At 66.2% G+C, this 14,305-nt stretch carries 12 protein-coding genes; 5 read left to right on the forward strand and 7 right to left on the reverse strand.

Going from position 1 to position 14,305, the window contains the following annotated elements; genetic code table 11:
* Nucleotides 1-12 precede the first annotated feature (12 nt).
* Complete coding sequence (locus QA861_RS38570) at nucleotides 13-600, forward strand: hypothetical protein (protein WP_334593462.1); 588 nt, start codon at nucleotides 13-15, stop codon at nucleotides 598-600.
* 227 nt (nucleotides 601-827) lie between these two features.
* Entirely contained in the window at nucleotides 828-1,931 is a 1,104-nt protein-coding gene (locus tag QA861_RS38575) for a sensor histidine kinase (protein WP_334593464.1), read from the forward strand.
* Nucleotides 1,932-2,304: 373 nt separating this feature from the next.
* Here the strand turns inward: QA861_RS38575 and QA861_RS38580 are convergent, their stop codons facing one another.
* The 5 genes from QA861_RS38580 to QA861_RS38600 form a co-directional block, all read right to left on the reverse strand.
* Nucleotides 2,305-2,889 carry a GNAT family N-acetyltransferase gene (locus QA861_RS38580; RefSeq protein ID WP_334594980.1) on the reverse strand — a complete coding sequence of 195 codons (585 nt, stop codon included), beginning with the start codon at nucleotides 2,887-2,889 and terminating at the stop codon, nucleotides 2,305-2,307.
* A gap of 90 nt (nucleotides 2,890-2,979) precedes the next feature.
* Nucleotides 2,980-3,819 carry a phosphotransferase family protein gene (locus QA861_RS38585; protein ID WP_334593465.1) on the reverse strand — a complete coding sequence of 280 codons (840 nt, stop codon included), beginning with the start codon at nucleotides 3,817-3,819 and terminating at the stop codon, nucleotides 2,980-2,982.
* Nucleotides 3,820-3,907: 88 nt separating this feature from the next.
* Nucleotides 3,908-4,369 carry a glycine-rich domain-containing protein gene (locus QA861_RS38590; protein ID WP_334593467.1) on the reverse strand — a complete coding sequence of 154 codons (462 nt, stop codon included), beginning with the start codon at nucleotides 4,367-4,369 and terminating at the stop codon, nucleotides 3,908-3,910.
* Between the two features lie 178 nt (nucleotides 4,370-4,547).
* Entirely contained in the window at nucleotides 4,548-5,024 is a 477-nt protein-coding gene (locus tag QA861_RS38595; protein WP_334593468.1) for a hypothetical protein, read from the reverse strand.
* Nucleotides 5,021-5,464 carry an ATP-binding protein gene (locus tag QA861_RS38600; RefSeq protein WP_334593469.1) on the reverse strand — a complete coding sequence of 148 codons (444 nt, stop codon included), beginning with the start codon at nucleotides 5,462-5,464 and terminating at the stop codon, nucleotides 5,021-5,023. The genes QA861_RS38595 and QA861_RS38600 overlap by 4 nt, the downstream gene beginning before the upstream one ends.
* A 171-nt stretch (nucleotides 5,465-5,635) precedes the next feature.
* Here QA861_RS38600 and QA861_RS38605 point away from each other — a divergent pair, with 171 nt between their 5' ends.
* A complete protein-coding gene (locus QA861_RS38605) occupies nucleotides 5,636-6,994 on the forward strand; it encodes an NsdA family TPR-like regulatory protein (RefSeq protein ID WP_334593471.1) in 1,359 nt (452 codons plus the stop codon).
* A 153-nt stretch (nucleotides 6,995-7,147) separates the two neighbouring features.
* Here QA861_RS38605 and QA861_RS38610 read toward each other — a convergent pair whose 3' ends face one another.
* Nucleotides 7,148-9,403, reverse strand: coding sequence for a P-loop NTPase family protein (locus tag QA861_RS38610; protein ID WP_334593472.1), 2,256 nt, complete (start codon nucleotides 9,401-9,403; stop codon nucleotides 7,148-7,150).
* A gap of 429 nt (nucleotides 9,404-9,832) precedes the next feature.
* Between QA861_RS38610 and QA861_RS38615 the strand changes: the two genes are divergently transcribed.
* Both QA861_RS38615 and QA861_RS38620 read left to right on the forward strand, forming a co-directional pair.
* The gene (locus tag QA861_RS38615) at nucleotides 9,833-10,573 is read left to right on the forward strand and encodes a MerR family transcriptional regulator (protein ID WP_334593473.1); all 741 of its coding nucleotides are present in this window, start codon (nucleotides 9,833-9,835) and stop codon (nucleotides 10,571-10,573) included.
* Complete coding sequence (locus QA861_RS38620; RefSeq protein WP_334593474.1) at nucleotides 10,570-11,394, forward strand: hypothetical protein; 825 nt, start codon at nucleotides 10,570-10,572, stop codon at nucleotides 11,392-11,394. Before QA861_RS38615 ends, QA861_RS38620 begins: the two co-directional genes overlap by 4 nt.
* 155 nt (nucleotides 11,395-11,549) lie before the next feature.
* Here the strand turns inward: QA861_RS38620 and ppdK are convergent, their stop codons facing one another.
* The gene (gene ppdK / locus QA861_RS38625) at nucleotides 11,550-14,297 is read right to left on the reverse strand and encodes a pyruvate, phosphate dikinase (RefSeq protein ID WP_334593475.1); all 2,748 of its coding nucleotides are present in this window, start codon (nucleotides 14,295-14,297) and stop codon (nucleotides 11,550-11,552) included.
* Nucleotides 14,298-14,305 lie beyond the last annotated feature (8 nt).

Genomic DNA, 14,305 nt, shown 5'->3' on the forward strand with positions numbered 1-14,305 from the left:
TACGTTGCGGTCATGGGCGTTTACCTGGTCGATGTCGATGCGGAGGGGTGGTTCGGTGAGGGCGAGGAGGGACGGGCGGAGACAGCGGCAGGCCTGAACGCGGAACTGGCACGGCGTGGGCTGCCCCCGTACGACTCCGTGCCCGAGGCAGCGGGCTTCGTGCGCGGTTCGGGCCAGTCCTTCGAGGAGAAACTGGTCCCGTCCATGGACGGCTTCATGGCGCTGTGCGAGGCGCACCTCTCCGAGGCGGAGACGGACACGCTCTGCGGCTGGACGGTCCTGGTGCCGGTGTCCCTGGACGAGGAGATCAAGTTGCCGGTGGAGTCCTCGTACTCCGACGACACCGTGATCGCGGGTGCGCCTCAGGTCCTGGCGATCGCCGAGAAACTGGCGACGGCGGTCGCACTGCCGCCCGAGGTCCCGGAGATGTGCGACAACCTGGACCTGACGATGTGGTTCCTGGACGGCGAGGCGGAGAAGGTGGCGGCGACCGCGCCGGGCCCGTGGAGCGAGGACCTGGACGCGACCTTCTACGTCGCCCTCTACCTGCGCGCGGCACAGCACTCGCTCAGACGGGGGTGCCCGCTGCTCTACTCCTGAGGGGCCGCCTCCGGTGCGGGGGGTGCCGTTCCCGTCGGTGATCAGATGGTGCCCCAAAGCCGGCCCGGCCCCGGTCGACCGGTGACGGTCCCGTGTGGGTCCCCCTTTTGGGCCCCTGGGATGTCGCATGAGCAGGTCCGAAGGATGTCGGTCGGCGCCTGGCGCCGGCCGCGAATTGCTCTGTTTCGAGGGTGCTCGCCTGGCCGCGACCGGTAGCGTCGGGGTTCATGAGCAACGAGACCCTGCTGCTGGTGCGCAGGCTGCGCCACGGCCACTGGGTGGCTCTGGACGTGCTGGTCGCGCTCCTGCTCGCCGTCGCCTTCGCGTCCGCGGCCAAGCTGAGTAACGACCTGCCGCAAGCCGTCGTCGCCCTGGCCGCGCTGCCCGTCGCGACCCGGCGCGGTCGGCCTCTGCCGTCTTTGGCGGTCTCGCTGGCCCCGGCGGTCACCGCGCTGCTCCTGGGCGTGGAGTCCGCCTGTCTTCCGGTCGCCGTCGTGCTCTACTCGGTCGGCGCGCAGGAGCCGCGCAGGCGGGCCGTCATCGGCCTCACCGCCGCCCTGGCCTGCGTGGTCGCCGCGCTGCTGGCCGCCGTCTGGCCGTTCTGGACGCAGGCGCTGGGCAGCGCCGGGTTCGGTCTGGCCCTGATGGGCCTGTCCTGGACGGCGGGGCTGGCCGTCCGCGAGCAGCAGCTGCACGCGGCCCGTGCGGCGGAACGGGCCGTGGTCGAGGAGCGGCTGCGCATCGCCAGGGACCTGCACGACGTCGTCGCCCACAGCATGAGCCTGATCACGATGAAGGCGGGTGTCGCCGGGATCGTCGCCGAGACCCGGCCGGATGAGGCGCGCGAGGCGCTGCGGCTCATCGAGACCACCGGCAGGGAGTCGATGGTGGAGATGCGCGCCATGCTCGGCATGCTGCGCTCGGAGACCGGTGACCTGACCCCGGCGCCGCGGCTGCGCGACCTGCACGCGCTGGCCGCGAACGCGGGCATCGAGGTGGACCTCCGTGTCGACACCGGCGACCTGCCCGAGGGGGTGGGCCTCGCGGTGTACCGGATCGTTCAGGAGGCGCTGACCAACGTGGTCAAACACGCGGGAACCGGCTGCCGGGTGCGGGTCGCCGTACCCGAGCCAGGAGTGGTGGAGGTCGAGGTGTCCGACGGCGGCCGGGCAGCCCCGCGCGGCGGCAGCGGGCACGGGTACGGGTACGGACTGCTCGGCATGCGCGAACGCTGCCTGGCCTATGGCGGGCAGCTGACCGCGGGCCCCCGCCCCGAGGGCGGCTTCCGCGTGGTGGCGCGCCTGCCCTACGCGGGCAAGGAGACGCCGTGACGGGAGTGTGGAGCGCCGGGACCGGAGTGTCAACACGCGCGCACAAGGGTCCACATGGGCGCGCCCCGCACCCTGCGACGGGGAGCGCGAACGAGCCCATCCCCGCGTTGCGCATGACGCCGACGCGTACCCGGCCCACCCGAACGCGGCGAGAAGGCGGCACCCCCCGCACAGGGGCGCCGCCTTCTCTCGTGCACCGGAGCCACCATCAGGTCGCTGAGGGTCGGGGTGACCGACGACAGCTCCGGGTCAACAGGCCTGCGGCCTGGGGATGTTCGCGCGGCTGCCGGTGGCCGCTCCCGGTCTTCCTCAGCACCGCAACCGTCGCTGTGCTCGTCATCTGGCTACGTTCATGATCGGTCGACCGACGGGCTCAATCCCCTCGGATTCGGGCGTGCAGATGCATGTCGTGCCGGCCGTCGTCATGCATGGCCGCACTGCGCTGGGTTCCTTCGAGCAGGTAGCCGGACTTGGTGGCAACCCCGCAGGAGGCGTGGTTGCGCGTCGAATGCTCCAGGTACAGGCGGTGAAAGCCGATCTCATCCAGCGCCCAGGTTGAGAGTGCCGCCATCGCCGAGGTCGCGACACCGCGGCCGCGGACAGTCGGGAGAACCCAGTAACTGACGTGGGCGACACCGTCGTTGAAATCGAATCCGCGCAGCGCGATCCGGCCGAGGACCGCACCATCCTCGCGGGCGACAGCCCAGTGACCGCCCTTCTCGCTTCCCCAGTCCTGGTGATAGGCATCGAACCACTCCAGGACGCGAGTCTCCGTCGGAGGGCGGCGCGTGTGCCAGCGGCAGATCTCATCGTCCTGGTAGGCGGAGAAAAACACCGGAGCGTCAGCCGGTTCCCAGGGTCGCAGCAACTGACCTTGAGCGGCGGGCAGAACGGGCTGAGGGGAGCCCGAGAGTAGACCGAAGGGAACTGCGGGCGGCGTCGACAATTCGCGAGTCACGAGCCATGATCGCCCGACAGCGACGATACGAGTCAAGGCCAGCCTCATCCCCACCAGACGAACCGTAGACATTGATCGCCGGGGCAGCTCCTAACCCTTGGCAGGGGCACCGGGGACGTTGATCTGCTCGGGACTCTCTTCACGGTGCGCGGCCCATCTCCGGGCAGCGGCGGTCAGCGCGGCCCGGTGAGGCAGTGGGCGTGTGCGCTCCCAGTCCTCCCAGGCGCAGTAGAGGGTGCGTGCGAAGAAGGTAACGGCAGCGGGGTCGGCTTTGCCGTACGCGGGAACCTGCCGGGCGATCGTCTCGGCCTGGACCGGTGTATGGCCGGCGGAGATGAGCCGAGGGATCGTCAGCGCGGTGTCAGCCCATGCCGGGGCAGGGCAGGAAAGGGCCCAGTCCAGCAGCAGCAGTTCGCCGACGGAGGTCACCAGCATGTTGTGCGGGGACAGGTCGGTGTGGGCGAGCGCGCGGCCCTGCAGTCCGGGTGGCACGTCCTCGGGCAGAAATGCGGCCCACCGTGTGTGCAGCGGCTTCTTGCGCAGCGCCTCGGGCCAAGGGGCCTCGGACAGGACAGTGAGGGTGTGCATGAGGCGGGCGAGATCGTCGGACCCCGGGGTCAGGTCCGGGTGCCGGCCATCGACGTACTCGTACCCGTACAGGAGCCATTCACCGGCGTCGACCTCCCACAACAGGTGGGGTGCGAGCGGCGCGTTTCGGGTGACCTGCGCCTCGTGGCGATACACCCACGCCTGCGGGTCGTCGTGTCGGGTGCCCTTGACGAACGTTCGATCCGCTCCGGTACGGACGATGCAGGCGAGCCGGGACATGACGCCGTGGGGCGCGGTCTCGGCTGCTTCAACGGGGCCGGTGTACCGCTCGACGGCGGTATGCGTCGCTGCCGGTAGGTCGTGCCATGCGATGCGGTCCACCCTCGTACTCCAGAGTCGGTCGGACAAAAGAGGGCCGGCCCCCAGCCCGGTCACAGCGTGGCACAGGCCGAAGGCCGACAGGGGATTGTCAGGGATGGTTGGGGCTGTCCGAGCAGTTCGCGTGGCACTGCGAGCAGTCGGCGAGGTCCAACTCGGGCCAGAACTCCATGTCGATCTCGTACCCGGCGAGAGTGATCGCGTCGACGGTACGGGCGCGCAACGCCTTGCCCCCGCCGTGCTCTTCCTTGTCGAGGAATCCGGGCTGGTGGTGCAGGAACCGGCCGAACCTCTGCTCGCAGAACTGCTGATACGCCTTGGTGTGAAGCAGGAAGGCATGCCAGAAGTCGTCGACGAGCGGCGAGGGGCTGAGCGGCCTGCCCGCGTAGTCGCACGCAGCGAGGAAGGCGAGCATCTGGCCGACGCCCCGGTCCGTCTTCCCTTCGGTGAGCTGCGGGAACCTGACGCGCATGTTGGATACGAGGGTTGCCCGCATGTCCGCGCTGAGCAGGGCGCGAGCGTCGGTTGCGGGGCGTTTCTGCGTTGTGGTCACGTGCTTACCTCCATGGCTGGTGGACGGATGTCGGCACTTGCTGACCGCCCCGCCCGCTTCCGGCCTCGCGGCTGCTTCGCGGGCGGGGTGGGTCCTTTGGCCGGTTACGCTCGACCGTTGACGGGTCGGCCCGGGGTCTAGGTCACCTCGGGACGGCCCGTCCTTCGTGTGATGAGGTTCAGAACCGGCGACGCACGTAAGTGGTGCCCCACACAACCGAGCCGCGCTCGAAGCTGTCGCGCAGGTGGGCGTCGGTTTCGGCCTGGTCGGCGGTGAGGGCGAGGGGCGCGAACACGAGGCAGACGCGGCACGCGGCGCCTCTTTCGACCAGTGTCAGCCAGTCCGGTGAGGGCGGGGGGACTGTCATCACATACTCGGCATGGCCGTAGTCCAACGCGGCGATTCCGTGACGGACCAGGAGACGCCCACCGATCACCGGGGGTTCCTCGTGACCGGGACCGAGGCGCAGTGCGGCGGCGAGCCTTCGCATTCCGTCCTCGATACTTTCGACCGTCTCGCTGTCCCGGCGGGGGCCGGGGTGCGTGATGAGCATTCGGGCGAGGGCGTACGCAGGTGTGCGGCGGATCCCGGTCGCGGCGGCGACGCCGATGACGAATCCGGGGCCGGGGGGACTGCTGGTGCTCGGCATGGTCATGATGCCGTCACTTCCCCGAAGACGACCTTGCCGAATGCAATGTCGATAACGCCCCAACGCTCGGGACACAGGGCGTCCAGGATGATCAAGCCCCGTCCCCTGTCGCGCTCCTGGGATTCCGGCCGAACGCGAGGATGACGTCGCACAGGATCGTGCACCTCCACCCGCGTACAGGCGTCGTCGGCGTCGAGCACAAGTCGGATCTGGTCCCCGGGCTCTGTGCCGTACCGGATTGAGTTGGTCACCAGCTCGCACGCCACAAGAACGACGTTCTCGACATAGTCCTGGGACGCGTCCGGTGCGTGGTGTCTCATGTACTCGCGCACGAACTCGCGTGCCTCTCTTGCTGATTCTGCCCGGCCGGGCAGTAACAGGATCGGCGCGGGGCTGGTGGGCAGGGCGCAGCGCACAGGCGTCGCACCCCTTCGGCGTTCGATCATGCGTGTCCCCCTACGTGCGAGTCGTAGCGGTTGGTCGCTCTGCTGCGCTTCGCGTCGCGGACGGTTTGGTTCTGACGTCCAGACAACACGCGTGACGGAAACCGGGGTACCGTCAGAAGGAGTGTCGAAGGGTGTCGCTTCCGCTACCGCCCGTCACAGAAGGTTGTGAGGATGAAGACTCCGAACGACAAGCTCGCCCACTGGCTGGACCGGTCGAGGATGAGCCGCGGGGAGCTGGCGCGCCGGGTGAAGTCCAAGGCGCTTCAGTGGAGTCAGCCACATATTTCGCCGGATACGACTCGTATCCGGTTCTGGCTGCAGGGCGAGACACCACGGACGCCCATCCCTGACGTGCTCGCCGCCGTGTTCTCCGACCACTTCGGTTTCCGGGTCACCACATACGATCTCGGGCTCGGGGAGACGGGTTCACCCGACGCCGCGCTCGTGTACAACTCCTCCTACGCGGCTACGGTGGAAGTCGTCGCAGACCTGGGGAGAGCTGACGTGGACCGACGGAAGTTCCTTGCCGCCGCACCGTTCGCCGCTGTGGCCGGGGTGGGTCCCTCGCGGGACTGGCTGCTCAACACACTTGATCAAAAGGCGAATTCAGCGCCGGGGCCGCGCGTGCGCCTTGAAGACGTGACCGCGGTGAAGAACATGTTCACGACGTTCCAGCGTATGGACATCTTCCAAGGCGGAGGCTCGGGCCGTCTGGTCCTGGCCGACTACATGAACGAGCACGTCTATCCCCTGCTTCGACGTGCCCATAGCGAGGACGTACGACGGGCGTTGTGCGAGGCTGCCGCCGAACAGACGTACCTGCTCGGCTGGATGGCCTACGACAATGGCGAACACAGCATCGCGCAGCGGTACTTGATCCAGTCCCTGCGCCTCGCCCAGGAGTCTCATAACGCACCGCTCGGCGCACATGTCCTCGCGGGCATGGCCGACCAGGCGACGCTGCTCGGCGACCCCGCCGAAGGCCGACGCCTCGCGCAAGCGGGACGCCAAGGGCTGCCGAAGACGACCTCGCCGGCCTGCCTGGCGGACCTGTGGTGCCTGGAGGCACGGGCCCTCGCACGGCTCGGCGAGAAGTCGGCGGCAGCGCACGCGGTGGCCCAGTCCGAGAAGGCATACGAACAAGTCCGCCCGGCAAGCGAACCGGACTGGGCGGAGTTCATCGACCCCGCGTACCTGCACGGCGAACACGCGAACACCTTTCGGGACCTGGGCGACGCGGATGCGGCCGAGGCACACGCGCGCCTGTCCATCGGCCACGCCACGAAGCAGAAGCGAGCCCGCCGAGGAGCGATGTCACAGGCCGCGCTCGCTGTCTCCCACCTCCAGCGGAACGACCTCGAGGCGGCGTACGCGGCCGGCGTCCGGACGGTCAAGTTGTCGCAGCGGGTGAAGTCGTCGCGGTGCGTCGAGGCCGTAAAGGATCTACAGACGCGTATGCAGCCGTTCGGTCGGCATCGACTTGTGGCGGATTTCAACGAACGGGCGCGCGAACTGGTGGCTGCGGCTTAGAAGTGCACAGAAGAACAACATGCCGGCTTCGGTTCTGGAACCCGCCGTTGTGGTATGCGCTGCCCGGTTCATACGTCACGGGGATATGCACCGTGCCGGCTTGTGGGGACATTGACGCTTGAAACCGAAACAAAGGCGCCCAGCCTTCGTCAGCTACCACGACACACCACGCGCAATACGCAAGAATTCAGCTGCATCAACATGCAGGTCGAGTTGCGTCTGAGGAGGAAGGGATGAACGCCCAAACCTGCCCCCTTTATGCAGACTACTGGTATCTACAATCGCCTCCATTGAGCGCGTACCACTTCGGTATTTGGAAACCCTAAGAAACGCTTCCACGACACCCCCGTCGATATCTTTTTGTTTCCTCCCATTTAGATCAACATGTTTAATTCCCGCCCGTCGCAGGAAGGAGTGAAGCAAAAGGGCACGCCGCAGGACTAGGTACGGGTCCATTTCGACCCCTTCTTCAGCATTAGGGCCTACCACATCGACATAGCCTTGGAGGCGGCTTATGAAATCGATCCCCTTGGAGTTTTTGTAGGACACGCTTGAAGCTTTCCGCGAGAAGTCATCGTAGCGGCTACTGGTTCCTCCAGCGAAGACGAATATAGACCGACCAACGGGATGCACTATCTGGCCCTCTTGGAATTTTCCGTCCTGCATTGGTGCCAAGAAGTATCGAAGCCATCCCAAATCTTGAGCCTGGAATGGACTGTCAAACTCGTCCCAAAAGACCAGAGGGACATCGCCTTCTAGAGCCCGGTCACGAACCCTATGCAGAGCCGATACGAGATCGCCGACTGACTGGAATTGTGACATGTTGAACTCTAGCGGCTCCCTTGACGTGGCTTTAAGCGATTCCATGATCTGCTTAACAGCGAACGACTTGCCATCGCCGGGCGAACCGAATACTGCAATCGATCTGGGCTTAATCTTCTCCCTGTGCTCTAGATAGTCAATGAGAAGACTTTGAATGGAGCGAAGGGCTTCCATCTCGCGGCGATCAACTATCAGTAGCTCCCCGAATTTCCCCAGCGGCACGTTAGCCATAACATCCGGGCCTTGGGGACCTTGAAGTGCGATGGTTCTCGCAGTCGCGTACAGGTCCTCGCCACCCAAAGATTCCTGAAGGATTGACCAACCCACATTTTTTTGAGACCCGTCGCGCGAGGGCTCAGGTATCCGGGACTTACCAACGCGCGGTGGGATGCAAATTTCATTCAAACAGTCGACCGGGAATTCAATGAGTGAAGAGTTATCCCCCTCCCTCTTGAAGCCCTGGTTGTATACCTGATGCATTGCAGAGAGACCCAATTCAATTCCTCCAGAAAGGACTTCATGAAATCTCTCGGCCGCAAGGGTTGGTGCAAGACCTCTCGGGGTCGCCCGGAACTCAATCAACTTACGCGCAATAGCCGCGGTCAACGTTTGACTGTAGCCAAACATTTTTCCATCGCTATGTTCTCTCTCCCAGGTTCCCTCGGTGTAGTCGGTATCAAAATACAGAGTATAGGGTGGCGTCGCAGAGCGGTCGACCAATAGAACGCCCGAGGGTCCGAGAGAAACAATCAGCCTTCGACACTTGGCAAGGTCGTGAACTCTCTCATTCCTCTCAAGCTCGTTCAATATATCCTGAGCAGAGCGTTCCCACGACAGGCCACGACTCACCTCAGCTCCTGCGTCACGAAGGCTCTGAGCAGTAGTTATTACTATCAATCTATCAGCCATCGTAATCGATTCACTGATCGCCCCTTCCGATGGAGTCAGCTGGGAGTAAATTGCATTCCAGAGTTGGCCTTCCCGTCTGGCTTCCCCTCTTAGTCGCAGGTTGAGGAGTAGCCAAGGAGGATCTTCCCAGGCATCTTGATTGTCGTGGCCAAATTGGACACCAGGAACGCGAGGCCAATTTCCGCCTATTTCCCCGAACCCGAGACCAGGGTCATTAAGAATAACCATTCTGGGGACTTCGTCATTCGAGAGGTTTGGGCTCGAAAATTCATCCAGTTTCTCCTGAGCATGAAAGCCTACAAATTGCCTAATCCGCCATCGACGTTTACTCCTGGCATCTTCGGTCTCATCCTCATCCTCAGGATGACGAGGAAAGAGATCGAGAAGGTTGAAGGAGTGATGGACCTTCCTGTTGCTTACTGCAGGGCAGCCGCGTAGCGGCTCCAGTCCGCGAACGTCGGCGATTTTCCCCTCATCAATGCGACAGGCCCGTTTGACAAGAGACGTGAGGAGAATTGTTCCACCCCAGTGCCAAAGCATGCTGGACCTGACGGTCAGGCGTTCTTCGGATTGCGGAAAATGGCCCGGCGGAAGGCCTATAGCCCAGTCAACGGTCGCATCCCCATCCACTATTATGATGGGAAGGTTAGGGGTTGTGGCTGGCGCATCGCCGGTCATTTCAATCACCTGAGATGCAGAGAGACGCTAGGTCCACTCCCAGACTATCGGGTCCACAGGATCATGCCACCCGAGGCAGACCAGAGATCTTTAACGGCTGAGGTTACGGCGGTGGGAGGTCACGTCCGGTCTTGGCGATAAGCGCGCAGAAGAACAAAACATGACCAGGGCTGCCGCTTTGCGGTGTGGAGGAAGACGTAGCCGCGCTTGTGGTAACGGGCTACCGCCGCGCGGGACTGCTTCCGGCGATTGATCGCTCGCATGGCGGATGCCGCGTCGGCGAAGGTACTCGCGGTACAACTCGTTGCTGTATGCCTTGTCGGGCGCCAGGCTGTCAGGTTGCTTGGCGTGGTCACCCGAGGCCGAACCATAGGCCGCGGAGTCGGCCGTACTTGACCTTGTCGCAGCGGCAGGGTTTCTACTGGCGGCATGCGCATCGGAGAGATCGCCACGCTCGTCGGAGTCACTTCGCGGACGGTGCGGCATTACCACCACATCGGTCTCCTGCCTGAGCCGCAGCGGCGAGCCAACGGATACCGCACCTACAGCCTTCGAGACGCCGTTCTGCTGGCCCGGATCCGGCGGCTGACCGAGCTCGGGCTCGCCCTGGACGAGGTGCGGGATGTCCTCGCGGGCGACGCTGGGCGCGAACTGGCCGAGGTGCTGGGCGAGTTGGACGCCGACCTCGCCCGTCAGGAGCACGAGATCCAGCAGCGCCGCAGGGTGCTGGCAGGTCTTCTGGAGGGCCCGCTCACGCCGGACGCGCCGCTCTCCCCCGCGCTCGTAGAGCTCCTGAAGGCCGCGCCTGTCACCGCGTCGTCCGCCGCCGCCAAGGATCGCGAACACCTGACTCTGCTGGACGCGACAGTCGGCGGAAACGCGGTGTACGCAGCTCTGCGGCCGCTGGCTGAGGACCCCGCGATGCTCCTGCTGTACGAACGGCTGGACGACCTGAACGGAGCCACTGCGGACGATCCGCGGATCGAGGCGCTGGCCGAGGACCTGGCCGCCGCCGTGCCGGACGAGGTGCTCGCGGCGATTCCGGACGGGGGCCCGGTGGTGACGGGCTTCGGACAGGCGCTGCTCGCCGACTACCCGCCCGCCCAGGCCGAAGTGGTGCACCGAGTGATGCGGAAGCTGACCACTCGGATGAATCAGAGGCCGTCATGAGTACGCGGATCGCGCGGGCGGCAGTGTGGGTGATGCTTCCCGCGGAGGTGGCCCTCCTGGTGTGTCTGGTGGCAGGCGTACGGGTACCCGGACCGATCGTCGTGGGAGCCGAAGCGCTGGTAGTGACCGTATTCGCGCTGGAGTTCGTGCTTCTGTGGCGGCTTTATGCCGCCGGGCGACGGGTCGGCGTCGGCCGACGGGAATCCGCGCGGGGGGCGTTGCGCACCCTGGTCCCGGTAGTCGCGCGTCGACTCGTCGCGCACGAGATTCAGGCCCTGCACAGCCTCGGGCTGTGGGTGCTGCGCCGACGCCACCAGGTCCCCGACGGTGCGCTGACCGTCTCGTACACCGGACCCCAGACGGCCATGATGTACGGGCTGCTCTTTGTCGCCGCCATCGAAACAGTTCTGCTGGCAGTGGTGATCCCGTGGCCGCTCGTCCACGCGATCCTGCTCGTCGTGGACGTGTACGGAGTCGTACTGGTTCTCGCCCTGCACGCGTCCTGTGTGGTCCGGCCTCACGTCGTGGGACACGACGGCTCGCTGCGTGTACGGTACGGCGCGCTGTTCGACCTGCTGGTCCCGGCCGCCGCCATCGCCGCCGTCAGGGTCGAGCGGCGTTACCCTGACGGCGGCCTGGTGCGACTGGGTGCGGACGGGGTGCTCGATCTCGCGGTGGGCAGCCAGACGACAGTGACGGTAGAGCTCACTGAACCGGTGGAGTTCGTGCGGCCGCTCGGTACGCGGGGCTCCGCCCGGACACTCCGGTTTCACGCCGATGACCCGCGTGGAACGGTCGCCGCGCTTACGCGTGCTCGCTGAGACCCCTCGCCGACTCGGGCGAAAGGGCGGCACCCCCCGCACAGGGGTGCCGCCCTCTCTCGTGCACCGGAGTCACCATCAGGTCGCTGAGGGTCGGGGTGACCGACGACAGCTCCGGGGATCAACAGGCCTACGGCCTGGGGATGTTCACGCGGCTACCGGTGGTCGCTGCCCGTCGAGGACGAGGCCGCCCGGCCCGCCTCCAGCCTCGCCACCGGGATGCGGAACGGTGAGCAGCTGACGTAGTCCAGGCCGACCTCGTGGAAGAAGTGCACCGACTCGGGGTCGCCGCCGTGCTCGCCGCAGACGCCGAGTTTGAGGTCGGGGCGGGTCGCGCGGCCCGCCTCGACCGCCAGCTTGACCAGGGCGCCGACGCCGTCCCGGTCGATCGTCTCGAACGGGGAGACGCCGAAGATGCCCTTCTCCAGGTAGGCCGTGAAGAACGAGGCCTCCACGTCGTCCCGGCTGAAGCCCCACACCGTCTGGGTGAGGTCGTTCGTGCCGAAGGAGAAGAACTCCGCCGCCTCCGCGATCTGACCGGCGGTGAGGGCGGCGCGCGGCAGCTCGATCATCGTGCCGATCGACAGCTTGAGTGACACGCCGGTCGCCGCCTCGACCTCCGCGACGACCTGGTCGGCCTCCTCGCGGACGATCTCCAGCTCCTGGACCGTACCGACGAGCGGGATCATGATCTCGGCGCGCGGGTCGCACTTGGCGTTCTTGCGCTCCGCCGCGGCCTCCGCGATGGCGCGGACCTGCATCGTGAACAGACCGGGGATGACCAGACCGAGACGTACGCCGCGCAGGCCCAGCATCGGGTTCTGCTCGTGCAGGCGGTGTACGGCCTGGAGCAGCCGGAGTTCGTTCTCGTGCGGCTCCTGGCGGGACTCCGCCAGGGCGACGCGGACCGACAGCTCGGTGATGTCGGGCAGGAACTCGTGCAGCGGCGGGTCGAGGAGACGGACCGTCACCGGCAGGCCGTCCATCGCCGAGAACAGCTCGACGAAGTCCTGCTTCTGGAGCGGGAGGAGCGCCTTGAGGGACTCCTCGCGCTCGGTGTCCGTGTCGGCCAGGATCAGCCGCTCGACCAGCTCACGGCGGTCGCCGAGGAACATGTGCTCCGTACGGCACAGCCCGATGCCCTGAGCGCCGAAGCGGCGTGCGCGCAGCGCGTCCTCGGCGTTGTCCGCGTTGGCGCGGACCCGGAGGCGGCGCTTGCGGTCGGCGAACGCCATGATCCGGTGGACGGCCTCGACCAGCTCGTCGGCGTCGTTGGCGCCGGCGTGCATCCGGCCCTCGAAGTACTCCACGACGGGGGACGGCACGACCGGGACCTCGCCCAGGTACACCTTGCCGCTCGAACCGTCGATGGAGATCAGGTCGCCCTCCTCCACCACCCGTCCGCCCGGCACCGTCATCCGGCGCCGCTTCGTGTCGACCTCAAGCTCCTCCGCGCCGCACACACACGTCTTGCCCATGCCGCGTGCCACGACGGCGGCGTGGGACGTCTTACCGCCCCGCGAGGTCAGGATGCCCTCGGCGGCGATCATGCCGTCGAGGTCGTCGGGGTTGGTCTCCCGGCGGACCAGGATGACCTTCTCCCCCGAACGGGACCACTTCACCGCGGTGTACGAGTCGAAGACCGCCTTGCCGACCGCCGCGCCCGGCGAGGCGGCGATGCCACGGCCGACGGGGGCGACCTTCGCCTCCTCGTCGAACTTCGGGAACATCAGCTGGGCGAGCTGGGCGCCGGTGACGCGCTGGAGCGCCTCGGCCTCGTCGATGAGCCCCTGGTCGACGAGCTGTGTGGCGATCCGGAAGGCGGCGCCCGCCGTGCGCTTGCCGACGCGCGTCTGGAGCATCCACAACTGGCCGCGCTCGATGGTGAACTCGATGTCGCAGAGATCCTTGTAGTGGTTCTCCAGGGTCGCCATGATCTGCATCAGCTGGTCGTACGACTTCTTGTCGATCTGCTCCAGCTCGGCGAGCGGGACCGTGTTGCGGATGCCCGCCACGACGTCCTCGCCCTGCGCGTTCTGCAGGTAGTCGCCGTACACGCCCTGGTGGCCGCTGGCCGGGTCGCGGGTGAACGCGACGCCGGTGCCCGAGTCGGGGCCCAGGTTGCCGAAGACCATCGAGCAGACGTTGACGGCCGTGCCGAGGTCGCCGGGGATGCGTTCCTGGCGGCGGTAGAGCTTCGCGCGGTCGGTGTTCCAGGAGTCGAAGACCGCGTGGATCGCGAGATCCATCTGCTCGCGCGGATTCTGCGGGAAGTCGCGGCCCGCCTCGGTCTTGACGATCTTCTTGAACTTGGTGACCAGCTTCTTGAGGTCCGCGGCCTCCAACTCCGTGTCGACCGTGACCTTCTTGGCCGTCTTCGCCGCGTCCAGCGCGTCCTCGAACAGCTCGCCGTCGACGCCGAGGACCGTCTTGCCGAACATCTGGATGAGGCGGCGGTACGAGTCCCACGCGAAGCGCTCGTCGCCGGCCTGCTTGGCGAGGCCCTGGACCGACTTGTCGGAGAGGCCGATGTTCAGCACCGTGTCCATCATGCCGGGCATGGAGAACTTCGCCCCGGAGCGGACGGACACGAGGAGGGGGTCGTCGGCCTGGCCGAGCTTCTTGCCCATCGCCGCTTCGAGGGCCGCGAGGTGCGAGCTCACCTCGTCACGAAGTGCCGCCGGCTCGTCGCCGCTGTCGAGGTACGTCTTGCACGCCTCGGTGGTGATCGTGAAGCCCGGAGGCACCGGGAGGCCCAGGTTGGTCATCTCGGCGAGGTTGGCTCCCTTGCCGCCGAGAAGGTCCTTGAGGTCCCTGTTGCCCTCGGTGAAGTCGTAGACGAACTTCACGTCCTCAACGCTGTTGCCCGGCGAAGCTACGTGGGGATCTTTGTTTTCCGACACGGGTCCCA

Source organism: Streptomyces sp. B21-083 (assembly GCF_036898825.1).
Classification (GTDB): domain Bacteria; phylum Actinomycetota; class Actinomycetes; order Streptomycetales; family Streptomycetaceae; genus Streptomyces.

What these genes read in the sequence shown, in the direction of transcription:
- QA861_RS38570 (WP_334593462.1), top strand. Translation starts at nt 13, where the DNA reads ATGGGCGTTTACCTGGTCGATGTCGATGCGGAGGGGTGGTTCGGTGAG.
- QA861_RS38575 (WP_334593464.1), top strand. Translation starts at nt 828, where the DNA reads ATGAGCAACGAGACCCTGCTGCTGGTGCGCAGGCTGCGCCACGGCCAC.
- QA861_RS38595 (WP_334593468.1), bottom strand. Translation starts at nt 5,024, where the DNA reads ATGACCATGCCGAGCACCAGCAGTCCCCCCGGCCCCGGATTCGTCATC.
- QA861_RS38600 (WP_334593469.1), bottom strand. Translation starts at nt 5,464, where the DNA reads ATGATCGAACGCCGAAGGGGTGCGACGCCTGTGCGCTGCGCCCTGCCC.
- QA861_RS38605 (WP_334593471.1), top strand. Translation starts at nt 5,636, where the DNA reads ATGAAGACTCCGAACGACAAGCTCGCCCACTGGCTGGACCGGTCGAGG.
- QA861_RS38610 (WP_334593472.1), bottom strand. Translation starts at nt 9,403, where the DNA reads ATGACCGGCGATGCGCCAGCCACAACCCCTAACCTTCCCATCATAATA.
- QA861_RS38615 (WP_334593473.1), top strand. Translation starts at nt 9,833, where the DNA reads ATGCGCATCGGAGAGATCGCCACGCTCGTCGGAGTCACTTCGCGGACG.
- QA861_RS38620 (WP_334593474.1), top strand. Translation starts at nt 10,570, where the DNA reads ATGAGTACGCGGATCGCGCGGGCGGCAGTGTGGGTGATGCTTCCCGCG.